This is a genomic window from Pseudomonas sp. ATCC 13867 (assembly GCF_000349845.1).
GTDB lineage: Bacteria > Pseudomonadota > Gammaproteobacteria > Pseudomonadales > Pseudomonadaceae > Pseudomonas.
In genome coordinates this window covers 3,758,967-3,784,645 of sequence record NC_020829.1, presented here as the reverse complement: position 1 = coordinate 3,784,645, position 25,679 = coordinate 3,758,967, and the positions used below count along the sequence as shown (strand labels likewise).

Genomic DNA, 25,679 nt, shown 5'->3' with positions numbered 1-25,679 from the left:
CCGAGCGGGGCGCCTCAGGGCGCCCCTTGCCTGTCCCGGGGCGGAAGCAGGTCGATGAAGGCTTCCAGTGGCACGGGCCGGCTGAACAGGTAGCCCTGGTGCAGGTGGCAGCCCTGTTCCTCCAGCAAGGCCAGCTGCTCCGGGGTTTCCACGCCTTCGGCGATGAGTTCCAGGCCCAGGCTGTGGCCCATTGCGATGATGGCGCGGACGATCTCTGCATCATTGCTGTCGTTGGGCGCATCGCGCACGAAGCTCTGGTCGATCTTCAGGCTGTCCACTGGCAGGCGCTTCAAGTAGGTGAGCGAGGAGTAGCCGGTGCCGAAGTCGTCCATCGCGAAGCGCACCCCGGCCTGGCGCAGGCGCTGCATCCGGGCGATGGTGTCCTCCAGTTGCTGGATGACGATCCCTTCGGTGATCTCCAGCTTCAGCAGGCGGGCAGGGAGTCCGGCCTTGTCCAGGCTGTCGAGGACACGCTCGACGAAGTCGCTCTGGCGGAATTGCCGGGGGCTGATGTTCACGCTGAGGCAGAAGTCCTCGATGTCGATCCGTCCTTCGGCGAGCAGGCGCGCGCAGGTGTGGCAGGCCTCCTCGATGACCCAGTGGCCTACGGCGATGATCAGCCCGCTGTCTTCCAGCACGCGAATGAAGCTGGCAGGCGATTGCGCTCCCTGTGTCGGGTGTTCCCAGCGCAACAGCGCTTCGGCGCCGACGATGCGCCCGCCGCGGGAGTCGATCTGCGGCTGATAGTGCAGGCTGAACTCGCGACGGGCGATGGCCATGCGCAGGCCGCTTTCCAGGCGTAAGCGTTCGCTGGCAGCCTTCTGCATGGAGGCGTGGAACAGTTGCACGGTGTTCCGTCCGGCGTCCTTGGCGCGGTACATGGCGATGTCGGCGCGCTTGAGCAGGTCCTCGGGGGTGGCGCCGTCATCGGGGATCAGGGCGATGCCGATGCTCGGGGTGATCTGCAGGCGGTGCCCGTCCAGCAGCATGGGCTCGGCCAGCAGGTCGCGCAGTTTTTCGGCCAGTTGGCGCACGCGGCGCGCGGTTTCCAGGCGGCTGCCATCGATGCCGGTGAGCAGGATCACGAACTCGTCGCCGCCCAGCCGCGCCACGGTGTCTTCCTGGCGTACGCTGGCCTCCAGGCGCGCGGTGACCATCTGCAGGATGGCATCGCCCACCGAGTGCCCCAGCGAGTCGTTGATGTGCTTGAAGTGGTCCAGGTCGAGGAACAGCAACGCGCCGCGCAGGTTGTGGCGCTGCAGCAGGGCGATCTGCTGCTTGAGGCGGTCCATCAGCAGCGCGCGGTTGGGCAGGTCGGTCAGGGCGTCGTGGTAGGCCAGGTGCTGGATGCGCGCTTCCGCTTCGCGCAGCTCGCTGGTGTCGCGGGCGGTGAGCAGCAGGCAGGCGGTGCCGCCCAGGTCGATGGGTTCGACCGAGACGTCCACGGTCTTGGTATGACCGTCGCGGTGGCGGCCGCACATCTCCAGGTGGTGCACGTAGCCGTCGCGGTCGAGGGCCGCCAGCAGCTTGGTTCGCTCCTCCGGGTCGCCCCAGATGTTGAGCTCCAGCGAGGTGTGTCCGGTGACTTCCTCGGGGCGATAGCCGGTCAGGCGGTGAAAGCCTTCGTTGACCTCGATGTAGCGGCCGCTGTCGCGCTCGGTGATGGTGATGGCGTCGGGGCTGGAGTGGAACGCCTTGGCGAACTTCTCCTGGCTGGCCTTGAGTTCCGCTTCCGCCTGCTGGCGCCGGGTGACGTCGCGGAAGGTGGAGAGGATGCACAGCTGGCGGTCGACCCAGATCAGCCGGCTGGCGACCATGCAGGTGATGCTCCGGCCTTCGCGGGTGAGGAACTGCACTTCGGCGTTCTGCAGCGAATGGTCCCGCATCAGTTGCTCGAACAGCCGCTCGCGCAGTCGATGATCGGCCCAGAAGGCGATCAGGTGCGAGGAATGGCCGATGACCTCCTCGGCCCGCCAGCCGAAGGTGCTGCAGAAGCTCGGATTGACCTCGATGAACTCGCCGTCGCGCACCCGCGAGACGCAGATCGGATCCGGGCTGCCCTGGAACAGGCTGGCGAATTTTTCCTCGGAGGCTTCCAGGGTGCGCTCCCGCATGACCTGCTCGGTGATGTCGAGCAGGGTCCCGGCCATGCGCAGCGGCTTGCCCTCGGTGTCACGGTAGAGCCGCGCGCGGCTCTCCAGGTAGCGTACTTCGCCGGATTGCAGCTGGGCGCGGTAGGTGAACTGGTAGTCGTTGTCCGGTCCCTTGGCCAGGCGCGCATAAGCCTGGCGCATGCGCCGGCGATCGGTCTCGTCGACGCAGGCGAAAAACTCGCCGAAGGGACCGTGGAAGTCCTGCGCCGGCAATTCGTGGAGCACGGCGGCGCGGATCGAGCCGTAGAGCATCCCGGAGGGGATGTGCCAGTCCCAGATGCCCAGCTGGGCGGAGTCCAGCGCCAGGTCGAGGCGTTCCTGGCTGTCGCGCAGGGCCTGTTCCTGGGCGCGCAGGCGGGTGACGTCGCGGATGGTCAGGACCAGGCAGATGTGGCCCTGCAGTTCGATCTGGCAGCCGTAGACGCGGGCGCTGCGTTCTTCGCCCGCGCGGGTGAGCAGGGTGACTTCGAAGCCGTCGATGCGTTGCTCGGCGTCGATGCTGTCGAGCATCCGCTGGCGCTCGTCCAGGCTGCGCCAGATACCCAGTTGCAGCGAAGTGCGGCCGATGGCCTCTTCGCGGCTCCAGCCGAAACGCTCGGTGAAGCTGGCGTTGATCTCGCGGAAGCGCCCGCTGTCCCGGTCGCTGATGACCATTGCGTCGGGGCCGGTGTGGAAGGCCTTGGCGAATTGGTCCTGGCCGTCGGATTCGGGCAGGGACGGGGAGTGCTGGGTCATGCGTCGCTCCCCGGACAGAAACCGGGACCGCTTACAAGGCGGTCTCGGCGTGACGTGCGGACGGGCATTCAGGCCCCTTGTTCTTCTAGTTATGCCAGAACAATAGAGGCTAGGCCGCGGCAGGCGCAAGCCCGGCTGCCTGGGCGTCGAGCAGACGCATGAAGGCTCGCGCGGCGTTGGACAGCGTGCGCTCGGTGTGCAGGATGTAGCCCAGCTGGCGGCTGAGCTGGATATCCTGCAGCGGCAGGCGTACGACGCTGTCGTCGAGCATGGTGCGCGGCAGCACGCTCCAGGCCAGGCCGATGGAGACCATCATCTTGATGGTCTCCATGTAGTTGGTGCTCATGCCGATGTTCGGCGTCAGGCCTTCGGCCTCGAACATGCGCCTCACGATGTGGTGGGTGAAGGTGTTGCCGCCGGGGAATACCGCCGGGTGCCGCGCCACGTCGGCGAGGAACACCGGGCCCTGCACCGACAGCGGGTGCTCGGGGGCGGCGACGAAGTCCAGCGGGTCGTCCCACACCGGCACGGCGCGTACCGGTTCGGCGGTTTCCGGGGCGAGGGTGATCACGGCCAGCTCGGCGCGGCCGTGGAGAATTTCTTCGTAGGCCACTTCCGAGTCGCAGAACTGGATGTCCAGCGCCACCTGCGGGTGGGCCTTGGTGAAGGCGCGCAGCAGCGGCGGCAGGCGGTGCAGGCCGATGTGGTGACTGGTGGCCAGGACCAGCCGGCCGCTCACTTCACCGTTCAGGTTGGTCAGGGCGCGGCGGGTGTCGTCCAGCACGCTGAGGATCTGGTAGGCGCGCGGCAGAAGGGCGCGGCCGGACTCGGTGAGGGTCACCTCGCGGCCGACACGGTCGAACAGGCGCACGCCCAGCTGGCTCTCCAGGGCGGCGATGCGCTTGCTCACCGCCGGCTGGGTCAGGTGCAGGCGCTCGCCGGCTTCGGAGAAACTGCCGGACTCGGCGATGGCGAGGAAGGTGTTGAGGCTGGTCAGGTCCATGTCGACTCCCTGCGCTCTGGAAGCGGCGCCCGGCTTTTATAACGCACCGTATTCCTCGTGGGAATCCTTCGGATAAAAAATATGAATTTGAGTTATTCGGCTCCATTCCATAGCATCATCCCCACAAGCCCAAGGGGCATAGAAAGACGCTGATGAGGATTCTCTGATGGCCGGCAAGACGCTCTACGACAAACTCTGGGAAATGCACGAGGTGAAGCGCCGTGACGATGGTTCGTCGCTCATCTATATCGACCGCCACATCCTCCACGAAGTGACCTCGCCGCAGGCCTTCGAAGGCCTGCGCCTGGCCGGCCGCAAGCCGTGGCGCATCGATGCGAACATCGCCACCCCGGACCATAACGTGCCGACCACCCAGGTCGAGCGCAAGGGCGGCCTCGCGGCCATCGCCGACGAAGTGTCGCGCATCCAGGTCCAGACCCTGGACGAGAACTGCGACGACTTCGGCATCCTCGAATTCAAGATGAACGACGTCCGCCAGGGCATCGTCCACGTGGTCGGCCCGGAGCAGGGCGCGACCCTGCCGGGCATGACCGTGGTCTGCGGCGACTCGCACACCTCGACCCACGGCGCCTTCGGCGCGCTGGCCCACGGCATCGGCACCTCCGAGGTCGAACATGTGCTCGCCACTCAGTGCCTGGTCGCCAAGAAGATGAAGAACATGCAGGTCCGCGTGGAAGGCAAGCTGCCCTTCGGCGTGACCGCCAAGGACATCGTCCTCGCGGTGATCGGCAAGATCGGCACCGCCGGCGGCAACGGCCATGCCCTGGAATTCGCCGGCAGCGCCATCCGCGACCTGTCCATGGAAGGCCGCATGACCATCTGCAACATGTCCATCGAAGCGGGCGCCCGCGTCGGCATGGTGGCGTGCGACGAGAAGACCGTGGAATACGTGAAGGGCCGTCCGTTCTCGCCGCAGGGCAGTGACTGGGACAAGGCCGTGGAAGCCTGGAGCGACCTGGTTTCCGACGCCGACGCGCACTTCGACACCATCGTCGAACTGCGGGCCGAGGACATCAAGCCGCAGGTCAGTTGGGGGACTTCCCCGGAGATGGTCCTCGCGGTGGACCAGAACGTGCCGGACCCGGCGGCCGAGGCCGATGCGGTCAAGCGCGACTCCATCGTCCGTGCCCTCAAGTACATGGGCCTGAACGCCAACCAGGCGATCACCGATATCCAGCTGGACCGCGTATTCATTGGCTCCTGCACCAACTCGCGCATCGAAGACCTGCGCGCCGCCGCTGCCGTGGCCAAGGGCCGCAAGGTCGCTTCTACCGTGAAGCAGGCGCTGGTCGTTCCGGGCTCGGGTCTGGTGAAGGCCCAGGCCGAACAGGAAGGCCTGGACAAGATCTTCATCGAAGCCGGCTTCGAATGGCGTGAACCGGGCTGCTCCATGTGCCTGGCGATGAACCCGGACCGCCTGGAGAGCGGCGAGCATTGCGCTTCCACCTCCAACCGCAACTTCGAAGGCCGTCAGGGCGCCGGTGGTCGTACCCATCTGGTGAGCCCGGCGATGGCTGCCGCGGCTGCCGTGACCGGTCGTTTCATCGACGTACGTGAATTGATGCAGGCCTGAGGAGACCTATAAATGAAAGCCTTTACTCAGCATACCGGCCTCGTCGCGCCGCTCGACCGCGCCAACGTCGACACCGACCAGATCATCCCCAAGCAATTCCTCAAGTCGATCAAGCGCACCGGCTTCGGCCCGAACCTGTTCGACGAGTGGCGCTACCTCGACGTGGGCCAGCCGAACCAGGACAACTCCAAGCGCCCGGTGAACCAGGACTTCGTCCTCAACTTCCCGCGCTACGAGGGCGCCAGCGTGCTGCTGGCCCGCGAGAACTTCGGTTGTGGCTCGTCCCGCGAGCACGCACCGTGGGCCCTGGACGAGTACGGCTTCCGCGCCGTGATCGCGCCGAGCTTCGCCGACATCTTCTTCAACAACAGCTTCAAGAACGGCCTGCTGCCGATCATCCTGAAGGATGAGGAAGTCGACGAGCTGTTCGCCCAGTGCGAAGCCACCGAGGGTTACCAGCTGACCGTCGACCTTGCCGCGCAGACCGTAACCCGCCCGGACGGCAAGCAGTACCGCTTCGACGTGGATGCGTTCCGCAAGCACTGCCTGCTCAACGGTCTGGACGACATCGGCCTGACCCTGCAGGACGCCGACGCCATCCGCCGTTTCGAAACCGGCTACAAGCAGAGCCAGCCCTGGTTGTTCCGCGACGCCTGAGCGCGGCGCACCCTAATAAGGAGAAAGCCATGACCGAGAGTCGCCACGAGCAAGTGGTCCAGCGCCAGTTCGGCGCCCAGGCCAACGCTTACCTGACCAGCGCCGTACACGCCCAGGGCGAAGAGTTCGCCCAGCTGCGCGAGCGACTGTCGGCGACCACCGGCGCGCGCGTGCTGGACCTGGGTTGCGGGGCAGGGCACGTCAGTTTCAACGTCGCGCCGCTGGCCGGCGAGGTGGTGGCTTACGACCTGTCCCAACAGATGCTCGACGTGGTGGCTTCGGCCGCCGCCGAGCGCGGCCTCGGCAACATCGCCACGCGCTGCGGCGCCGCCGAGCAGCTGCCGTTCGAGGATGGCGAGTTCGATTTCGTCTTCAGCCGCTATTCCGCGCACCACTGGCGGGATGTCGGCCAGGCGCTGCGCGAAGTGCGCCGGGTGCTCAAGCCGGATGGCGTGGTCTGCTTCATCGACGTCGCGGCGCCGGGCTTGCCTCTGCTGGACACCTATCTGCAGACTGTCGAGGTCCTGCGCGACACCAGCCATGTGCGTGACTACTCCCCGTCGGAGTGGGCGCGTCTGGTCGGCGAAGCCGGCCTCGCCGTGACCGCCGTCAAGCGCCAGCGCCTGCGCCTGGAGTTCACTTCCTGGGTCGAGCGCATGCGCACCCCCGAGGTGATGCGCCAGGCCATTCGTGCCCTGCAGCTTTCGATGGGCGACGAGGTGCGCGAGTATTTCGAGATCGACGCCGAGGGTTCCTTCAGCACCGACGTGCTGGTGCTCTGGGCGGAGCGCTGATCTCAAGGTTCTGACCGCCCCGGATGGCGCGAGCCATCCGGGGCGTTACGTTATTTGCCAAGCGGCTTTATTGGCCAAGCGACTTTCAAAAAGTGAGCAGAAAGATGAGCAAACAGATTCTGGTTCTCCCCGGCGACGGTATCGGCCCGGAAATCATGGCCGAAGCGGTCAAGGTGCTGGAGCTGGCCAACGACAAGTTCGCCCTGGGCTTCGAGCTGACCGAGGACGTGATCGGCGGTGCCGCCATCGACAAGCACGGGGTGCCGCTGGCCGACGAGACCCTGGAGCGCGCGCGCCATTCCGACGCCGTACTGCTGGGCGCCGTGGGCGGCCCGAAGTGGGACAAGATCGAGCGCGACATCCGCCCCGAGCGCGGCCTGCTGAAGATCCGCTCGCAACTGGGCCTGTTCGGCAACCTGCGCCCGGCCATCCTCTACCCGCAACTGGCCGATGCCTCCAGCCTGAAGCCCGAAGTGGTCGCCGGCCTGGACATCCTCATCGTCCGCGAGCTGACCGGCGGCATCTACTTCGGTCAGCCGCGCGAGCAGCGCGTGCTGGAGAACGGCGAGCGCCAGGCGTACGACACCCTGCCGTACAGCGAGAGCGAAATCCGCCGCATCGCCCGCGTAGGCTTCGACATGGCCCGCGTGCGCAACAAGAAGCTGTGCTCGGTGGACAAGGCCAACGTCCTGGCTTCCAGCCAGCTGTGGCGCGAAGTGGTCGAGGAAGTCGCCAAGGACTACCCGGACATCGAGCTGTCGCACATGTACGTCGACAACGCCGCCATGCAGCTGGTCCGCGCGCCCAAGCAGTTCGACGTGATGGTCACCGACAACATGTTCGGCGACATCCTGTCGGATGAGGCTTCCATGCTCACCGGTTCCATCGGCATGCTGCCTTCAGCGTCCCTGGATTCGAATAACAAGGGTATGTACGAGCCTTGTCATGGTTCGGCTCCGGACATCGCCGGGCAGGGCATCGCCAACCCGCTGGCGACCATCCTCTCGGTCTCGATGATGCTGCGCTACACCTTCAACCAGGGCGCCGCCGCCGACGCCATCGAGAAGGCCGTGAGCCTGGTGCTCGACCAGGGCCTGCGGACCGGCGACATCTGGTCCGAAGGCTGCACCAAGGTCGGAACCCGCGAAATGGGCGATGCGGTAGTCGCCGCGCTGCGGAATCTGTAATCTCTCCGGTTCGCTCGCTCCCGGCCCCTTGCAGGAAAGCGGGAGCGACGGCCCTCTAAATATATGAAGGTGTAGTAGCGATGAAGCGTGTAGGTCTGATCGGTTGGCGTGGCATGGTCGGTTCGGTGCTCATGCAGCGGATGCTGGAAGAGCGGGACTTCGACCTGATCGAGCCGGTGTTCTTCACCACCTCCAACGTGGGTGGCGAAGGTCCGTCCATTGGCAAGGACATTGCCCCCCTGAAGGACGCCTACAGCATCGAGGAACTGAAAACCCTCGACGTCATCCTGACCTGCCAGGGCGGCGACTACACTAACGAAGTCTTCCCCAAGCTGCGCGAAGCCGGCTGGCAGGGCTACTGGATCGACGCCGCCTCCAGCCTGCGCATGCAGGATGACGCGGTGATCGTCCTCGACCCGGTGAACCGCAAGGTCATCGATCAGTCGCTGGATGCCGGCGCGAAGAACTACATCGGCGGCAACTGCACCGTCAGCCTGATGCTGATGGCTCTGGGCGGCCTGTTCGAAGCCGGCCTAGTCGAGTGGATGAGCGCCATGACCTACCAGGCGGCCTCCGGTGCCGGCGCGCAGAACATGCGCGAACTGATCAAGCAGATGGGCGCCATCAACGCCTCCGTGGCCGATGACCTGGCCAACCCGTCCAGCGCCATCCTCGACATCGACCGCAAGGTCGCCGAGGCCATTCGCAGCGACGCCATGCCCACCGAGAACTTCGGCGCGCCGCTGGCCGGCAGCCTGATCCCGTGGATCGACAAGGAACTGCCCAACGGCCAGAGCCGCGAAGAGTGGAAGGGCCAGGCCGAGACCAACAAGATCCTCGGCCGCTTCAAGAACCCGATCCCGGTGGACGGCATCTGCGTGCGCATCGGCGCCATGCGCTGCCACAGCCAGGCGCTGACCATCAAGCTGAACAAGGACGTGCCGCTGACCGACATCGAAGGTCTGATCAGCCAGCACAACCCCTGGGTCAAGCTGGTCCCCAACCAGCGCGAGATCAGCATGCGCGAACTGACCCCGGCAGCCGTCACCGGCACCCTGAGCGTTCCGGTCGGCCGTCTGCGCAAGCTCAACATGGGCTCGCAGTACATCGGCGCCTTCACCGTCGGCGATCAGTTGCTGTGGGGCGCCGCCGAGCCGCTGCGGCGCATGCTGCGCATTCTGCTCGAGCGTTGATCGCTCCTTCAGCGATACCCACGACGCCGGCCCTGTGCCGGCGTCGTGCTGTCTGCGTCACGTGATATCCCGCACAAAAACGCTCGAAGTACGCGCTGTCGGTGGAACTCTCCCTTGATTTCGCGGTGTTCTGTGACGGACCCGTAAAAGCAGCTCGGAACCAGTCGCTATCCTCGCAGTCCAGGTTTCGGTGTGCCCTTTCGCGCCGGCCAATCGGATACTTGCTGCGGGGGAGAGGATGTCTCGGTTTCACGGATTCTTGTTGGCGGCGGCCATTGCCTCGGCCTTCCTGCCAGGCACCGCCGATGCGCTGGAGCTGGGTGAGATCTCGTCGCGCGCGGTCCTTGGGCAGACCTTGTCGGCGAGCATCGACCTGCGCGGCGTGGGCGATCTGAGTACGGACGAGGTGGTGGTCGGCCTCGCTTCCCAGCAGGACTTCGACCGCCTGGGAGTCGACCGCAGCCAGTTGGTGACCGGCCTGCGCTTCAGCTCGGACATCGGCAAGAACGGCCGTGGGACCATCCGCGTCAGTTCGCTGCGCCCGATTCAGGAACCTTACGTCAACTTCGTGCTGCAGGTGGTGTGGCCGCAGGGGCGCCTGGTGCGCGAGTTCACGTTGCTGCTCGATCCGCCGAGCTATGTCGCCACGCCGGTGGCTCCGCCGGCGACCGTCGCAACCCGTCCGCTTGCCGCACCGGCCCGCCAGGCCGCACCGTCGCCAGCGGTATCGGCGCCGTCGGAGAGTTATCGAATCCAGCGCAACGATGCCCTGTGGAACATCGCATCGCACAATCGCCCGTCTTCCAGCGTGTCGGTGATGCAGACCATGCTGGCGATCCAGCAACTGAACCCCGATGCGTTCGTCGATGGCAACGCCAATCGGTTGAAGGTGGGGCAGGTGCTGCGTCTGCCGAATGAGCAGCAGGCGCGGGCTCAGAGTCATGCCCAGGCCGTTGCGCGCATCCAGGCGCAGAACGGTGAGTGGCAGGCGCGCCGACAGGTCGCGTTGCCGCAGGGGCGGCAGATGGATGCGCGGAAAAAGACCGAGGCGGGAGCGGCGCCGGTCAGCGCCGAGGCGCGCGATAGCCTGCGTCTGGTGTCGGGGCGCGCGGCGAATCAGAAGGACAAGGCCGACGCTGAGCAACTGGCGGTACTTCAGGAGGGGCTCGATAGCGCCCGTCGCGAAGGCGATGAAATGCGCAGCCGGATTGCCGACCTGCAGAGCCAGATGGAGAAGCTGAACAAGCTGGTCGAGCTGAAGGATGCGCAGATCGCCAGCCTGATCGCCCGGCTGGCGGAGCAGGACAAGGCCGGCAAGCCCACCGAGGCTTCCACCGGCACCGGCACCGGCACCGGCACCGCGCAGCCCGCAGCATCGGCTCCGGCCGGGGCGGTCATTGCCGCCCAGGCGTCGGAGGGCGTCACGCACCCATAGCCCGTCGTGCGGCGATAGGTGGCGAGGCGCTCGATTGCCTCGCCGTTGGGGGGGAAGTAAAGTGCTGCGCAGTTTTCTTTCCTGATATCGCGAGACACTGGATGCCTGAAACCATCGACATCGCCGTAGTAGGCGCCACCGGACTTGTAGGCGAGGCACTGGTCGAGCTGCTGGAAGAGCGGGATTTTCCCGTGGGCACCCTGTATCTGCTGGCCACGGGCGAATCCGCCGGCAAGTCGGTGGCGTTCCGTGGGCGCAACCTGCGCGTCGGCAAACTGTCCGATTTCGACTTCGCCAAGGTCCGCATGGCCTTCCTCTCCACCACGGCCGATGCCGCTGTCGAGTGCTCCGGCCTGGCGCTGGCGGCGGGCTGCAGTGTGATCGACCTGAGTGGCGCGGCGCTGGCCGAACAGGCCGTGGTGGCGCTTCCGGCAGCCAATGCTGACGTGCTGGAGTCGCTCAGCCTGCCGGCACGGATCGCCGCGCCCTGTGCGCCGGCGGCGGAAGTCGCCGAAGTGCTCGCGGCGCTGCGGGATGTGCTGGACGTTCGCCAACTGAGCGTCACCGCTTGCCTTTCCGCCTCGGCGCTGGGGCGCGAGGGCGTCCAGGAGCTGGCGCGGCAAACCGCTGAACTGCTCAACGCCCGTCCGCTGGAGCCGAAGCTCGTCGATCGGCAATACGCCTTCAACATGCTGGCCCAGGTCGGTGTGGTGGATGAGCAGGGCCATTCGGCCCTGGAGCGGCGCATGGCGGCGGAACTGTCTTCGCTGTTCCCCGCGCTGGAGGGGGCGCTGGACGTTACCTGTGCCCTGGCGCCGGTGTTCTTCGGCGATGCGCTGATGCTGTCGATCACCGCCGGCGCACCGCTTTCGCTGGACGCGCTGCAGGCCGCCCTGGATGCCGCGCCCGGCATCGAGCGGGTTGACGATGATTATCCGACTGTCATCGGTGATGCGCAGGGGCAGGATAGTGTCTATGTCGGACGCCTGCGTCTTGGTCTGACAAATTCGTGCAAACTGAATTTGTGGATTGCGTCAGATAATGTGCGAAAAGGCGCCGCCCTAAATGCTGTGAACTTGGGCGAATTGTTGATAAAACACTATCTGTAAAAGATACTTACCGAATATTTGAAGAAGTATTCTAGCTTGGCAATACTGGCCGGGATTGGCGCTGACAGGGGGAGGCCCAGCTGTGAAAACGGCGGGCATCATGGGCAGCGACAACCCGATAGACATCGTTCTAATCCAGAAAAAGCTATTAAAACAAGGGATTAAATTATGATCCGGCTTCGTAAACTGGTGCAGGCAATCGCGGCTGCTTCGGCATTGACCACGGGCATGGCGCATGCACTGGGGTTGGGAGACATCCACCTGCGTTCGGCACTGAACCAGCCGCTGGATGCCGAGATCGACCTGGTCGAAGTTCGTGATCTTTCCTCGAGCGAGGTGATCCCCAAGCTGGCTTCCCCGGAAGACTTCAACAAGGCGGGCGTCGACCGCCAGTACTTCCTGACCGGGCTGAAGTTCACTCCCATCGTCAAGCCGAACGGCAAGAGCGTCATTCGCGTGACCTCGGACCGCCCGGTGCAGGAGCCCTACCTGAACTTCCTGGTCGAGGTGCTCTGGCCCAATGGGCGCTTGCTGCGCGAGTACACCGTGCTGCTCGATCCGCCGCTGTATTCCCCGCAAACCGCCGCGGCCGCGGCGCCTCGCGCGCCCAGTGCCGCTCCGGCGCCGATCGCTCGCCAGCCGGTTGCGTCGCGTCCGGCCGCTGTGTCGGCCCCTCGCCCCGCTGCGGCGGAGGCCCCGGCGCCCCGTCGCCTGGAGGGTAACGAGTACCGTACCGGCCGCAATGACACCCTGTGGGAAATCGCCGCACGCGCCCGCCCGAACAACAGCGTATCGGTCCAGCAGACCATGCTGGCGATCCAGGACCTCAACCCCGACGCCTTCCTCGGCGGCAACATCAACCGCCTGAAGAGCGGCCAGGTGCTGCGCCTGCCGGATGCGGAGCAGATCAAGTCGCGCTCGCAGCCCGAGGCCGTCGTCGAGGTCAACCAGCAACACACGGCCTGGCGCGAGGGACGCAGCCTGCCGGTCGGCGGCGCCCGCCAGTTGGACGCCACCCCGCGAGCCAACGCCGGCGCCGCTCCGTCGCAAGCCGAGAGCAAGGACAGCCTGCGTCTGGTCTCTGGCGAGGACGGCAAGGCCAAGGGTGGCGACAAGGGCGACAAGGACGGCAAGGCCATTGCCGACAAGCTGGCCGTTACCCAGGAAAGCCTGGATAGCACTCGCCGCGAGAACGACGAACTGCAAAGCCGCATGAGTGATCTGCAGAGCCAGATGGACAAGCTGCAGAAGCTCATCGAGCTGAAGGATGCCCAGTTGGCGAAGCTGCAGGGCGAGCTTGGCAAGGCGCCGCAAGACGCTGGCCAGGCTCCGGCGGCGGATGCGCCCGCTGCGGCTCCTCAGCCAGCAACCCCCGATCAGGCGGCTGCTCCGGTTCAATCCGCCGAGCCTGCTCCGCCCGCCGAACCGGCCGAGCCAGCCGAGCCGGTAGCTCCTGCCGCACCGGTCGCACCCGAGGCGAGTGCGCCGGTTGCTCCGGCTGCTCAGCCCGCTCCGGCGCCCGAGGCGCCCAAGCCGGCGGAAGCGCAGAAGGCCCCGACTCCCGCGCCGGTCGAACAGCCCGCGCCGAGCTTCATCGATGAGCTCCTGGCCAACCCCGTCTGGCTGGGCGCTATCGCCGGCAGTGCCCTGTTGGCGCTGCTGGTGCTGCTGATGGTGATTTCCCGTCGCAGGGCCGCCCAGGAGCGCGAGCAACTGGACGCCGAGTCCGAAGCGGACGAGCAGGGCCTGGGCGGCGATCTCGCCCTTGGCGACTCCGACCTGGACTCCCTCGATATTCAGTCGGCCACCGAAGTGGCCGCTCCGGTGGCATCGACTCCCGAGCAAGTCGCGGCGCAGACCAGCGATGCCCTGGGCGAGGCGGATATCTACATCGCCTACGGCCGCTTCAATCAGGCCGCCGAGTTGCTGCAGGGCGCCATCTACGATGAGCCGCAACGCACCGACCTGCGCCTCAAGTTGATGGAGGTGTATGCCGAGATCGGTGACCGCGAAGGTTTCGCCCGCCAGGAAAACGAATTGCGCGAGATGGGGGGCGCCGACAGCCAGGTCGAGCAGTTGAAGTCCCGTTATCCGGGGATGGTCGCACTGGCTGCGGTGGGTGCCGCAGGCGCTGCCGCGGTGGCGGCTGCCGACGAGTTCGACAGCTTCAGCCTCGACGACCTGACCCTGGATTCGCCGGCCCAGCCGGAACCCGTTGCCGAGCCGGCCTCCCTGCCCGGCGATCTCGACGACGCTTTCGATCTGGCGCTGGATGATCTCGAGCTGGAAGACGGCAAGCCCGTTGCGCCGGCCGAGGACAAGAGCGATGAGCTGTCGCTGAGTGGCTTCGACCTGGACGACGACCTGGCGTTCGATGCGCCGGTCGCCGAGCCGGCCAAGTCGGACGACGACTTCGCCTTCGATCTCGATCTGGGCGAGGAACCGGCTGCCAAGCCTGCGGACGTATCGCTGTCCGACGACCTGGCTGACTTTGCGCTCGATCTGGACAAGGACGCCCCGGCCTCCGCGGAAGAAAACTTCCTGTTGGGCCTGGAAGATGACGCGGCCTCGCTGTCCAGCGTCGGCGCGGAGGCGTTTTCCTTCGACAAGGACGCGGGTGTGACGCAGTCGCTGGCCGATCTGCCGGATGATTTCGACCTCTCCCTGCCGGGTGATGAGCCCGAGCCGGTCAGGGATGGCGACAGTTTCTCCGCTCAACTCGACGAGGTCAGCGCCGAGCTGGATCGTCTGGCGGGCGACGTTGACGAGTCCAAGGTCTCGTCGCCGGCGCTGGAGTCGGAGCCGGATGCGTCGTTTGCGACGAGTGAGCTCGAGATTCCCGCTGAAGGTGCGGACGAGGAGGACGAGTTCGACTTCCTCTCCGGTGCCGACGAAGCGGCCACCAAGCTGGATCTGGCGCGTGCCTACATCGACATGGGCGACACCGAAGGCGCCCGCGACATCCTCGACGAAGTACTCGCCGAGGGTAACGACAATCAGCAGCAGGAAGCGCGTGAACTGCTCGGGCGTATCGCCTGAGCCGGAAGGCTCCAGATAGATGAGTGAAGCAGTAACCCAAGCGGCAGCCGAAGTGGCTGCCGCTGGCGTTTCCAGGATTGCCCTGGGCGTCGAATACAAAGGTGCGCGGTATCGCGGCTGGCAACGCCAGGAAGGCGGCGTGCCGTCGGTGCAGGCGGCACTGGAGAAGGCCCTGTCGAAAGTGGCCGATGAACCCGTGTCGGTCATCTGCGCCGGGCGCACCGATGCCGCCGTGCATGCCAGCGGGCAGGTCGTGCACTTCGATACCCGCGTCGAGCGGCCGCTGAAGGCCTGGGTGATGGGCGGCAACGCCAACCTGCCGGCGGACATCAGCGTGACCTGGGCGAAGGTGATGCCGGCGCAGTTCCATGCGCGCTTCACCGCGATGGCGCGGCGCTACCGCTATGTAATCTACAACGACCTGATCCGGCCGGCGCATATGGCTGAAGAGGTCACCTGGAACCACCGTCCGCTGGACGTTGCGCGCATGCGTGAGGCGGCCAGGGCGCTGATCGGCACCCATGACTTCACCTCGTTCCGCGCGGTGCAGTGCCAGGCCAAGTCGCCGGTGAAGACTGTGCATCACCTCGAGGTGATCGAGCATGGCCGCTTCATCGTGCTGGATATTCGCGCCAATGCCTTCCTGCATCACATGGTGCGCAACTTCGCCGGGGTGCTGATGACCATCGGCGCCGGCGAGCGTCCGCCGGAGTGGGCGGCGGAGGTACTGGCGGCGCGCGATCGTCGCGCGGGTGGCGTTACGGCGCACCCGTACGGGCTGTATCTGGTGCGGGTGGAGTACCCGGAAGCGTTCGAGCTGCCGGAGCGCTACCTGGGGCCACATTTCCTTTCAAGTTTGCCCGATATCCTTGGCTGACGATGCCGGGGGCATTTGCTACCATCGATCGATCACTTGCCTGAAGGTTGCTGCATCTTGTCCGCCGTTCGCATCAAAATCTGCGGTATTACCCGTGTCGAGGATGCCCTGGCCGCCGCCGAGGCCGGCGCCGATGCGATCGGCCTGGTGTTCTATGCCAAGAGCCCGCGCGCGGTCAGCATCCAGCAGGCGCGGGCGATCGTCGCCGCGCTGCCACCCTTCGTCAGCACCGTCGGCCTGTTCGTCGATGCCAGCCGTTGCGAGCTGGGGGAAATCCTCGATGCGGTGTCGCTGGACATCCTCCAGTTCCACGGCGACGAAACGCCCGAAGCCTGCTCCGGCTGGCACAAGCGTTACCTCAAGGCCTTGCGTGTGAAGCCGGGCGACGACGTGGCGGCGCAGATCGCGAACTATCCACAGGCCAGTGGTTTCCTCCTCGATACCTTCGTGGAAGGCGTGCCCGGCGGTACCGGCCAGGCGTTCGACTGGTCGTTGGTGCCCAGGGATGTGCAGCGCCCGTTGATCCTGGCCGGCGGCCTGACGGTCGCCAATGTGGCCGGCGCCATCGCCCGGGTGCGCCCCTACGCCGTGGATGTCAGCGGCGGGGTGGAGGCGAGCAAGGGCATCAAGGACGCGCAGAAGATCCGCGACTTCATAGCCCAGTGCCGGTCCGTGGCGTGACGCGGAATCTTCATGTGACGACGAGCGGCCTGCCGCCGTCCACTACCCAATCGCTGCCCGGCAGCGCTGGGAGTCGTCGGGGCTGGCAGTCGTCAGAGCTTGCCCGCCGGCGACCCGCATCGAGTGGTGTATTCGTGGCGACGCCCCAGGCGGCGCCTTTGTTTGCGAGGGGTTCGGGTCTTGAGGCCGGAACCGCGACGATGAATTTGCTCAGGGGTACGCGCATGGCGTCAGGCCGTGCCCCTGCACTGGAGACGAGAGCATGAGCAACTGGCTGGTAGACAAGCTGATCCCTTCCATCATGCGTTCCGAAGCGAAGAAGAGCTCGGTTCCGGAAGGCCTGTGGCACAAGTGCCCGTCCTGCGAGGCGGTGCTGTACCGTCCCGAGCTGGAAAAGACCCTGGACGTCTGCCCGAAGTGCGATCACCACATGCGCATCGGCGCCCGTGCCCGCCTGGACATCTTCCTCGATGAAGAGGGTCGCGAAGAGCTTGGCGCCGAGCTGGAGCCGGTGGATCGCCTGAAGTTCCGCGACAGCAAGAAGTACAAGGACCGCCTGAGCGCCGCGCAGAAGGACACCGGCGAGAAGGATGCGCTGATCTCCATGAGCGGCAAGCTGATGGGCATGCCGGTGGTGGCCAGCGCCTTCGAGTTCTCCTTCATGGGCGGCTCGATGGGCTCCATCGTCGGCGAGCGTTTCGTGCGCGCCGCCAACTACGCCTTGGAAAACCGTTGCCCGATGATCTGCTTCTCCGCTTCGGGCGGTGCGCGCATGCAGGAAGCGCTGATTTCCCTGATGCAGATGGCCAAGACCTCCGCCGCGCTGGCGCGCCTGCGCGAAGAAGGCATTCCGTTCATCTCCGTGCTGACCGACCCGGTCTACGGCGGCGTTTCCGCCAGCCTGGCGATGCTCGGCGACGTGATCGTCGGCGAGCCGCGCGCCCTGATCGGCTTCGCCGGCCCGCGGGTGATCGAGCAGACCGTGCGCGAGAAGCTGCCCGAAGGCTTCCAGCGTAGCGAGTTCCTGCTGGAGCACGGTGCCATCGACATGATCGTCCACCGTTCGGAAATGCGTCAGCGGCTCGCCAGCCTGCTGGCCAAGTTCACCAACACTCCAAGTACCGCGCTCGCAGGATGACCCCACGTACCCTTGCCGACTGGCTCAGCTACCTCGAACAACTCCACCCCACGGCAATCGACATGGGGCTGGATCGCTCCCGCGAGGTGGCCGGCCGGCTTGGGCTGGGGCGTCCCGCGCCCCGCGTGGTGACCGTCACCGGCACCAACGGCAAGGGTTCCACCTGTGCCTTCCTCGCCGCCCTGCTCGGCGAGCAGGGCCTGCGCGTCGGCGTGTACAGCTCGCCGCACCTGCTGCGCTACAACGAGCGGGTGCTCATCGAGGGCGTCGAAGCCAGCGATGAGGCGCTCTGCGAAGCCTTCGCCGCCGTCGAGGCGGCCCGTGGCGAAACTTCCCTGACCTACTTCGAGATGGGCACCCTCGCGGCCTTCTGGCTGTTCGAGCGCGCCGGCCTGGACGCCGTGGTGCTGGAAGTCGGCCTGGGCGGCCGGCTGGACGCGGTGAATCTGCTGGATGCCGACATCGCGGTGGTCACCAGCATTGCTGTCGACCATGCCGACTGGCTGGGCGACACCCGTGAAAGCGTCGCCTTCGAGAAGGCCGGTATCTTCCGCGCTGGCAGGCCCGCCGTGTGTGGCGACCTGGAGCCGCCTGCGCCGATCATGGAGCAGGCCCGCAGCCTGGGCGCGCCGCTGGTGCTGCGCGGCCGCGATTTCGACCTGGCGCTGGGGGAGGGCGACTGGCATTGGCGCGGCCGCAATGCCGCCGGGGAAGCCTTGAGCCTGCATCACCTGCCGCAGCTCGACCTGCCGATGGAGAACGCGGCGCTGGCCTTGCAGGTCTATGCACTCATGGACCTGCCGTGGCTGCCGGAACAACTGATCGCCGCCCTGCAGCGTACCCGCGTCACCGGGCGCCTGGATCGTCGCGTCGTGCAATGGCGCGGTGAAGCGCGCCATCTGCTGCTGGATGTCGGGCACAATCCGCATGCCGCGCAGTACCTGGCCGGCCGCCTGCGTGCGGCGCCGCCCAAGGGTGTGCGGCGCGCCGTGTTCGGCCTGCTGGCGGACAAGGATCTGGACGGCGTACTGGAACCCGTGCTCGGCTTGGTGCAGGATTGGGCCGTCGCGCCGCTGCCCACTGGTCGCAGTCGGCCGGCCCAGGAGCTGGAAGCTGCGCTGCGTGCCCGTGGCGCGAGCGTCAGTCGTCACGCGAACATTGCCGCGGCGCTCGAAGCGCAGTGCAATGAAGCGTCGGCGGACGACGAGATTCTGGTATTCGGTTCGTTCTACAGCGTGGCGGATGCCCTGGAGTGGCTCGTCAGGGCTGCTCGATAACGGAAAAGGGGAGTGATTCATGGCCTTGCTCGATAAGGGGCTCAAGCAGAGGGTTGTCGGTGCGCTGGTGCTGCTGGCGCTGGCCATCATCTTCCTGCCGATGCTGTTTACCCGCGAGGACGAGATGCGTCAGGTCGTGGTCGAGGCGCCGGTGATGCCCAAGCCGCCGGCGATGCCGAGCGTCGAGGTGCAGCCCACCGAGGTGCCGGAGCCGCAGGCCGAGGAAGCCGATGCTGCCCCACAGCCGGAAGTCGCCCCCGTGCCGGCTGCGCCCATCGCCAGCCTTCCCGCTCAATCGGCTCCGGCCCAGCCGGCCGCTCCGGCACCCAAGCCGGCCGCTCCCGCGCCGCAGCCGGCGCCGGCTCAGGCCAGCACAGCGCCGGCTCAGCGCCTGGATGCCAGCAACCTGCCGGTCAGTTGGTCGGTGCAATTGGCCAGCCTGTCCAACCGCGCCCGCGCGGACGAACTGCAGAAGTCGCTGCGCAGCCAGGGGTATAACGCCTATGTGCGCAGTTTCGACGGCATGAACCGCGTATTCGTCGGTCCGGTGGTCGAGCGCGCCGAGGCGGACCGCCTGCGTGACCAGCTCGGCAAGCAGCAGAAGCTCAATGGCTTCGTCGTACGCTTCCAGCCCGAGCGCGGCTGAGCCGGTTCGTTAGCTTCACTCAATCCGCCTCGGGTCAAACTGGGGCTCCGCTAAATCGAAGGCCTCTGCTAAAATGCGGGGCCTTTCCGTTTCTGGGCCGCAACGTGGCATTTACCTGGGTCGATTGGACGATGATCGGCATCATCGTCATTTCCAGCCTGATCAGCTTGAGCCGTGGTTTCGTCAAGGAAGCCCTGTCGCTGGTTACCTGGATCGTAGCCGGTGCGGTCGCCTGGATGTTCGGCGGCGCGCTGGCCGAGCACCTCGCACCCTACATCCAGTTGCCCTCGGGGCGCGTCATTGCCGCTTGCGCCATTCTGTTCGTCGTCACGCTGCTGCTGGGCGCGCTCGTCAATTTCCTCATCAGCGAGCTAGTACGGGTGACCGGCATGTCCGGCACCGACCGCGTGCTCGGCATGGTGTTCGGCGGCGCCCGTGGCGTGCTGCTGGTGGTGTTGCTGGTCGGCCTGCTGAGCCTGGCTCCGGTGCAACAGGACCCGTGGTGGCAGCAGTCGGTGCTGCTGCCGCACTTCCTGATCGTCGCCGACTGGTCGAAGAACACCATTCTGGCGTTCGCCGGGCACTGGATGTCCGGCGTTACCATCGCTCCGCCGTCCGGAGCGGGGTCTTTGCTGCCGGCCCAGTGACGGGCGGGTGGAGGCGACGGGTAGCCGTCGCCGTAACGGCAGGTCCGGTGGATACTGCCGAATAACGGATTGTTTTAGCCTGAAACCAACTAGGGGTTGCGTCGCATGTGTGGCATCGTCGGTATCGTGGGCAAGTCGAACGTCAATCAGGCGCTCTATGACGCGCTCACCGTTCTCCAGCATCGTGGCCAGGACGCTGCGGGGATTGTCACCTGTCAGGACGACCGTCTGTACCTGCGCAAGGACAACGGCCTGGTCCGTGACGTCTTCCAGCAGCGCCACATGCAGCGCCTGGTCGGCAAGATCGGCATCGGCCACGTGCGCTACCCCACCGCGGGCAGCTCCAGCTCCGCCGAGGCGCAGCCGTTCTACGTCAACTCGCCCTACGGCATCACCCTGGCGCACAACGGCAACCTGACCAACGTCGAGCAGTTGGCCAAGGAAATCTACGAATCCGACCTGCGCCACGTGAACACCAACTCCGACTCGGAAGTGCTGCTCAACGTGTTCGCCCATGAGCTGGCGGTGCGCAACAAGTTGCAGCCCACCGAGGAAGACGTGTTCGCCGCGGTTGCCGGCGTGCATGCCCGCTGCGTTGGCGGTTACGCCGTGGTGGCGATGATCACCGGCTACGGCATCGTCGGCTTCCGCGATCCCCATGCGATCCGCCCGATCGTCTTCGGCCAGCGTCACACCGAGAACGGCGTGGAATACATGATCGCCTCGGAAAGCGTGGCCCTGGACGTCCTCGGCTTCACCCTGATCCGCGACCTGGCGCCGGGCGAAGCGGTGTACATCACCGAAGACGGCAAGCTCTACACCCGCCAGTGCGCGGCCAATCCGCAGTACGCGCCGTGCATCTTCGAACACGTCTACCTGGCCCGTCCGGACTCCATCATCGACGGCATCTCGGTCTACAAGGCGCGCCTGCGCATGGGCGAGAAGCTGGCCGACAAGATCCTCCGCGAGCGTCCGGACCACGACATCGACGTGGTCATCCCGATCCCGGACACCAGTCGCACCGCCGCGCTGGAGCTGGCCAACCGCCTGGGCGTGAAGTTCCGCGAAGGCTTCGTGAAGAACCGCTACATCGGCCGTACCTTCATCATGCCCGGCCAGGCCGCGCGCAAGAAATCGGTACGCCAGAAGCTCAACGCCATCGAGCTGGAATTCCGCGGCAAGAACGTGATGCTGGTGGACGACTCCATCGTTCGCGGCACCACCTGCAAGCAGATCATCCAGATGGCCCGCGAGGCCGGCGCGAAGAACGTCTACTTCTGCTCCGCTGCCCCGGCGGTACGCTACCCCAACGTCTACGGCATCGACATGCCGAGTGCCCACGAGCTGATCGCGCACAACCGCAGCACCGAGGAAGTCGGCGAACTGATCGGTGCCGACTGGCTGGTGTATCAGGACCTGCAGGACCTGATCGAATCCACCGAGGGCGGCAAGATCAAGATCGAACACTTCGACTGCGCCGTGTTCAACGGTGAATACGTCACCGGCGACGTCGACGAAGCCTACCTGGACAAGATCGAGCAGGCGCGCAACGACGCGACCAAGACCAAGGGTACCGCCGTCAGCGCCATCATCGATCTGTACAACGACTGATTCAGACACGAATAGGGAGAGCAGGGCATGGCTCAGGATTGGGAAGCCGGCCGGCTGGACAGCGATCTGGAGGGTGTCGGTTTCGATACCCTCGCGGTACGCGCCGGGCAACGCCGCACCCCGGAGGCTGAACACGGCGAAGGCCTGTTCACCACCTCCAGCTATGTGTTCCGCAGTGCCGCCGATGCGGCCGCGCGTTTTGCCGGTGAAGTGCCGGGCAACGTCTACTCGCGCTACACCAACCCTACGGTGCGTACCTTCGAGGAGCGCATCGCTGCGCTGGAGGGCGCCGAGCAGGCGGTGGCCACCTCCACCGGTATGTCGGCGATCCTCTCCCTGGTGATGAGCCTGTGCAGCGCCGGCGACCATGTGCTGGTCTCGCGCAGCGTGTTCGGCTCGACCATCAGCCTGTTCGAGAAGTACTTCAAGCGCTTCGGTATCGAGGTGGACTACCCGCCGCTGAGCGACCTGAAAGCCTGGGAAGCGGCCTGCAAGCCGAACACCAGGCTGTTCTTCGTCGAATCGCCGTCCAACCCGCTGGCCGAGCTGGTGGATATCGCTGCGCTGGCCGAGATCGCCCATGCCAAGGGCGCGCTGCTGGCGGTGGACAACTGCTTCTGCACCCCGGCGCTGCAGCAGCCGCTGAAACTGGGCGCGGACGTGGTGATCCACTCGGCAACCAAGTACATCGACGGCCAGGGCCGCACGATGGGCGGCGTGGTCGCCGGTCGCCGCGCGCAGATGGAGCCCGTCGTCGGCTTCCTGCGCACCGCCGGCCCGACCCTGAGCCCGTTCAATGCCTGGATCTTCCTCAAGGGCCTGGAAACCCTGCGTGTGCGCATGCAGGCCCACAGCGCCTCGGCGCAACAGGTCGCCGAATGGCTGGAACGGCAGCCCGGTATCGACCGCGTGCACTACGCGGGCCTGGCCAGCCACCCGCAGCACGAACTGGCCAAGCGTCAGCAGAAGGGCTTCGGTGCGGTGGTGAGCTTCGAGGTGAAGGGCGACAAGGCTGCGGCCTGGCGCTTCATCGACGCCACCCGGATGATCTCCATCACCACCAACCTGGGTGACACCAAGACCACCATCGCCCACCCGGCCACCACTTCCCACGGTCGTCTGTCGCCGGCCGAGCGCGAGAACGCCGGCATCCGTGACAACCTGATCCGCGTCGCCGTGGGCCTGGAGGATGTCGCTGACATCACGGCTGACCTGGCGCGGGGTCTGGCCGCCCTGTGAGCGCAACGGAGCTCTTCGGTAACGGTCGCGTCGCCCTGGTGACGGGCGCGGCGCGCGGCATCGGCCTGGGTGTCAGCGCCTGGCTGATCGCCGAGGGCTGGCAAGTGGTGCTGGCCGACATCGACCGCGAGCGCGGGCCGAAGGTCGCCAGGGCACTGGGCGAGCGCGCCGCTTTCGTGGCGCTGGACGTGGCCAACGAGGCGCAGGTGGCGACGGCGATTGCCGATGTCATCGGCCAGTACGGCCGTCTCGATGCGCTGGTGAGCAACGCCGCCATCGCCCGGCCGCACAACACGCCGCTGGAAGGCCTGGGCCTGAACGAGTGGAACCGCGCCCTGGCGGTGAATCTCACCGGTCCGATGCTGCTGGCCAAGCACTGCGCGCCGTACCTGCGCGCGCACAACGGCAGCATCGTCAACATTGCCTCGACCCGCGCGCACCAGTCCGAGCCGAACTCCGAAGCCTATGCGGCGAGCAAGGGCGGCCTGTTGTCGCTGACCCATGCCCTGGCCAGCAGCCTGGGGCCGGAGATTCGCGTCAACGCCATCTCCCCAGGCTGGATCGATGCTCGCGACCTGCGTGCGCGTGAAGCCGAGCCGCTGACCGAGCTGGACCATGACCAGCACCTGGTCGGCCGTGTCGGGACGGTGGAGGACGTCGCGGCGGCGGTGTCCTGGCTGGTCGGCGACGGTGCTGGATTCGTCACCGGGCAGGAACTGGTGATCGATGGCGGCATGACCTGCAAGATGATCTACCTCGACTGAGTGTCGAGTGTGGAAGAGGAGGGCGGCCCGAGGGTCGCCCTTTTTCTTGGCGGGAGAGTTCGGCGTTGGGCTGTTCGCGAGCAAGCTCGTTCCTACACCCGAGCTGCACCACCCTACCTGTAGGAGCGAGCTTGCTCGCGAACCGTGCCCAGAATCGCGGCCCCAACCGCGCGCCGAACTTTTTTTGCGGAAAATGAAAAAAAGTTCAATCAGGGCATTGACTTAGGTTCTGCCGACTGTAGAATGCGCCCCACTTCGAGACGAAGGGTGATTAGCTCAGCTGGGAGAGCATCTGCCTTACAAGCAGAGGGTCGGCGGTTCGATCCCGTCATCACCCACCACTCTCGCAAGTTACGCGCAGCGGTAGTTCAGTCGGTTAGAATACCGGCCTGTCACGCCGGGGGTCGCGGGTTCGAGTCCCGTCCGCTGCGCCATTTTCCCCCTCCTTGGTTCCTACCCCGAACCGGTTTGTCGAGTGACTCACTCCAGGCGCAAGGAGGTTGCTGTACCGGACGCAAGTCCAACCGACACGCAGCGGTAGTTCAGTCGGTTAGAATACCGGCCTGTCACGCCGGGGGTCGCGGGTTCGAGTCCCGTCCGCTGCGCCATATTCGAAAGCCCTCAGGTAGCAATACCTGAGGGCTTTTTCGTTTCCGTCCGAAAAATCCTGCGGTCTTCTGTAAGACGCTGTCACAGGTCGTTCACCTTTGCTGTCTAGCTTTTTCCTCATGGTCTTTGCTAAACCTGATCGACCGCTCAGGAGAATAGCCAATGGACGACTATCAGGAAGAATTGCTGGAGCTGCACGCCGTGGAGCAGGATCTGCCGGAGCCGGCCGACGACGCCACGGAGATGTGATCAGCCGCTGTGGCGCTGGGCGCGGCGGAACTCCCCCGGCGTTTGCCCGCTCCAGCGCTTGAAGGCGCGCTGGAAGGCTTCCGCCGAGGCGAAGCCGAGCAGGTAGGCGATCTCGCCGAAGGCCAGGTCGGTGTCGCGGATGTAGATCATCGCCAGGTCGCGGCGGGTGTCATTGAGGATGCTGCGGAACTGCGTGCCTTCCTCGGCCAGCTTGCGGCGCAGGGTCCAGGTCGGCAGCTTGAGGCGCGTGGCGACTTCCTCCAGGTCCGGCTCGCGGCCGTTGAGCATCGGCCCCAACAGTTGCGCTACGCGCTCGTGCAGGCTGCGCGTGCGGGTCATCTGGTCCAGTTCCTTCTCGCAGATCTCCTGCAGTTGCCCCCAGGTGCTCGGGCAGTGCTCCGGGTTTGCCCGCGCGAGGCTCGCCTGGTCCAGGCGCAGTTGGTTGTGCTCGGCGCCAAACTCCACCGGGCAGCCGAGCATTGCCTCGAAACGCGGCGCCCAGGCTGGCGCCGGGTACTCGATCTCGACCTTCTCCGGGCGCAGCGGCTGCGCGCCGATGCTGCCGAGCATGCTCACCCAGCCAGCCAGCACCGAATCCACCACGAAGCGGTTGTAAGCGTTGTACGGGCTGATGGAGTAGAAGCGCAGCCAGGCGCCGCTGGCATCCTCGATGAAGCTGCTCTGGCCACGGTAGTTCTGTGCATACAGTGGTTCGAAGCGGATCAGCGCGCGGGCGGCAGCACGCACATTGGGTGCCTGCGCGGCGGTGACGCCGATCAGGCCGAGCTGGCTCGGGCGGCTGAGCTGGCCCATGCGCAAGCCGAGGGCGGGGTCGCCGCTCTGCTGGATGGCCGCGTGGCCCAGGCGCATGTAGCGGGGGATCGACAGTCGCGCGCCGGGTTCGCCCAGGCGCGCGGCATCCAGTCCGTATTGCTGCAGCAGTGGCTGCGGGGCGATGCCGCTCTCCGCCAGGGCGTCGGCGAGGCTGTGGACGAAGCCTACCGAAAGATCGCCGAGGCGCATGGTCGGGCGGGTCATGGCG

General features: G+C 66.1%; 20 protein-coding genes and 3 tRNA genes. 20 read left to right on the top strand and 3 right to left on the bottom strand.

All coding sequences use genetic code 11. The features are described 5' to 3' along the window. Positions 1-14 precede the first annotated feature (14 nt). Positions 15-2,888 (bottom strand): sensor domain-containing protein, encoded by a 2,874-nt coding sequence (locus H681_RS16755; RefSeq protein WP_015478067.1) that lies wholly within the window; start codon positions 2,886-2,888, stop codon positions 15-17. A 109-nt stretch (positions 2,889-2,997) separates the two neighbouring features. Continuing rightward, the gene (locus H681_RS16750; RefSeq protein WP_015478066.1) at positions 2,998-3,891 is read right to left on the bottom strand and encodes a LysR family transcriptional regulator; all 894 of its coding nucleotides are present in this window, start codon (positions 3,889-3,891) and stop codon (positions 2,998-3,000) included. 166 nt (positions 3,892-4,057) lie between these two features. Here H681_RS16750 and leuC point away from each other — a divergent pair, with 166 nt between their 5' ends. The 20 genes from leuC to H681_RS16650 all read left to right on the top strand — a co-directional run bounded on the left by leuC (position 4,058) and on the right by H681_RS16650 (position 24,387). Then, positions 4,058-5,485: a 3-isopropylmalate dehydratase large subunit gene (leuC, locus tag H681_RS16745; protein ID WP_015478065.1), complete on the top strand. Its 1,428-nt coding sequence runs from the start codon at positions 4,058-4,060 to the stop codon at positions 5,483-5,485. 12 nt (positions 5,486-5,497) lie between these two features. Next, complete coding sequence (gene leuD, locus H681_RS16740; RefSeq protein WP_015478064.1) at positions 5,498-6,142, top strand: 3-isopropylmalate dehydratase small subunit; 645 nt, start codon at positions 5,498-5,500, stop codon at positions 6,140-6,142. Between the two features lie 29 nt (positions 6,143-6,171). Next, on the top strand, positions 6,172-6,936 hold the full coding sequence (locus tag H681_RS16735; protein ID WP_015478063.1) for a class I SAM-dependent methyltransferase: 765 nt from the start codon (positions 6,172-6,174) through the stop codon (positions 6,934-6,936). A 104-nt stretch (positions 6,937-7,040) separates the two neighbouring features. Next, positions 7,041-8,123 carry a 3-isopropylmalate dehydrogenase gene (leuB, locus tag H681_RS16730; protein ID WP_015478062.1) on the top strand — a complete coding sequence of 361 codons (1,083 nt, stop codon included), beginning with the start codon at positions 7,041-7,043 and terminating at the stop codon, positions 8,121-8,123. A gap of 80 nt (positions 8,124-8,203) precedes the next feature. Continuing rightward, positions 8,204-9,316, top strand: a complete 1,113-nt coding sequence (asd, locus tag H681_RS16725; RefSeq protein WP_015478061.1) for an aspartate-semialdehyde dehydrogenase — start codon at positions 8,204-8,206, stop codon at positions 9,314-9,316. 262 nt (positions 9,317-9,578) lie between these two features. Continuing rightward, positions 9,579-10,751 (top strand): type IV pilus assembly protein FimV, encoded by a 1,173-nt coding sequence (locus H681_RS16720; RefSeq protein WP_015478060.1) that lies wholly within the window; start codon positions 9,579-9,581, stop codon positions 10,749-10,751. A 101-nt stretch (positions 10,752-10,852) separates the two neighbouring features. Next, positions 10,853-11,860, top strand: a complete 1,008-nt coding sequence (locus H681_RS16715) for an aspartate-semialdehyde dehydrogenase (protein ID WP_015478059.1) — start codon at positions 10,853-10,855, stop codon at positions 11,858-11,860. A gap of 168 nt (positions 11,861-12,028) precedes the next feature. After that, positions 12,029-14,899 carry a FimV/HubP family polar landmark protein gene (locus tag H681_RS16710; RefSeq protein ID WP_041712091.1) on the top strand — a complete coding sequence of 957 codons (2,871 nt, stop codon included), beginning with the start codon at positions 12,029-12,031 and terminating at the stop codon, positions 14,897-14,899. A 19-nt stretch (positions 14,900-14,918) separates the two neighbouring features. Beyond that, positions 14,919-15,776, top strand: a complete 858-nt coding sequence (truA, locus tag H681_RS16705) for a tRNA pseudouridine(38-40) synthase TruA (RefSeq protein WP_015478057.1) — start codon at positions 14,919-14,921, stop codon at positions 15,774-15,776. Positions 15,777-15,833: 57 nt separating this feature from the next. After that, entirely contained in the window at positions 15,834-16,457 is a 624-nt protein-coding gene (locus H681_RS16700; protein ID WP_015478056.1) for a phosphoribosylanthranilate isomerase, read from the top strand. A 262-nt stretch (positions 16,458-16,719) separates the two neighbouring features. Further along, positions 16,720-17,595, top strand: coding sequence for an acetyl-CoA carboxylase, carboxyltransferase subunit beta (gene accD, locus H681_RS16695; RefSeq protein WP_015478055.1), 876 nt, complete (start codon positions 16,720-16,722; stop codon positions 17,593-17,595). After that, a complete protein-coding gene (folC, locus tag H681_RS16690; RefSeq protein WP_015478054.1) occupies positions 17,592-18,872 on the top strand; it encodes a bifunctional tetrahydrofolate synthase/dihydrofolate synthase in 1,281 nt (426 codons plus the stop codon). The genes accD and folC overlap by 4 nt, the downstream gene beginning before the upstream one ends. A gap of 19 nt (positions 18,873-18,891) precedes the next feature. Beyond that, entirely contained in the window at positions 18,892-19,518 is a 627-nt protein-coding gene (locus tag H681_RS16685; RefSeq protein ID WP_015478053.1) for an SPOR domain-containing protein, read from the top strand. Positions 19,519-19,622: 104 nt separating this feature from the next. Continuing rightward, on the top strand, positions 19,623-20,165 hold the full coding sequence (locus H681_RS16680; RefSeq protein WP_086009567.1) for a CvpA family protein: 543 nt from the start codon (positions 19,623-19,625) through the stop codon (positions 20,163-20,165). A 105-nt stretch (positions 20,166-20,270) separates the two neighbouring features. Then, complete coding sequence (gene purF, locus H681_RS16675; protein ID WP_015478051.1) at positions 20,271-21,776, top strand: amidophosphoribosyltransferase; 1,506 nt, start codon at positions 20,271-20,273, stop codon at positions 21,774-21,776. Positions 21,777-21,803: 27 nt separating this feature from the next. Further along, complete coding sequence (locus H681_RS16670) at positions 21,804-23,015, top strand: O-succinylhomoserine sulfhydrylase (RefSeq protein ID WP_015478050.1); 1,212 nt, start codon at positions 21,804-21,806, stop codon at positions 23,013-23,015. Continuing rightward, a complete protein-coding gene (locus H681_RS16665) occupies positions 23,012-23,779 on the top strand; it encodes an SDR family oxidoreductase (protein WP_015478049.1) in 768 nt (255 codons plus the stop codon). Before H681_RS16670 ends, H681_RS16665 begins: the two co-directional genes overlap by 4 nt. Positions 23,780-24,044: 265 nt before the next feature. After that, positions 24,045-24,120 (top strand) — tRNA-Val (locus H681_RS16660). Between the two features lie 16 nt (positions 24,121-24,136). Beyond that, positions 24,137-24,213: transfer RNA gene (locus H681_RS16655), tRNA-Asp, on the top strand. A 97-nt stretch (positions 24,214-24,310) separates the two neighbouring features. After that, positions 24,311-24,387, top strand: a tRNA-Asp gene (locus H681_RS16650). A gap of 250 nt (positions 24,388-24,637) precedes the next feature. On the opposite strand, the gene H681_RS16645 is transcribed toward H681_RS16650, so the two are convergent. Then, positions 24,638-25,675 (bottom strand): AraC family transcriptional regulator, encoded by a 1,038-nt coding sequence (locus tag H681_RS16645; RefSeq protein WP_015478048.1) that lies wholly within the window; start codon positions 25,673-25,675, stop codon positions 24,638-24,640. Between the last annotated feature and the right edge of the window lie 4 nt (positions 25,676-25,679).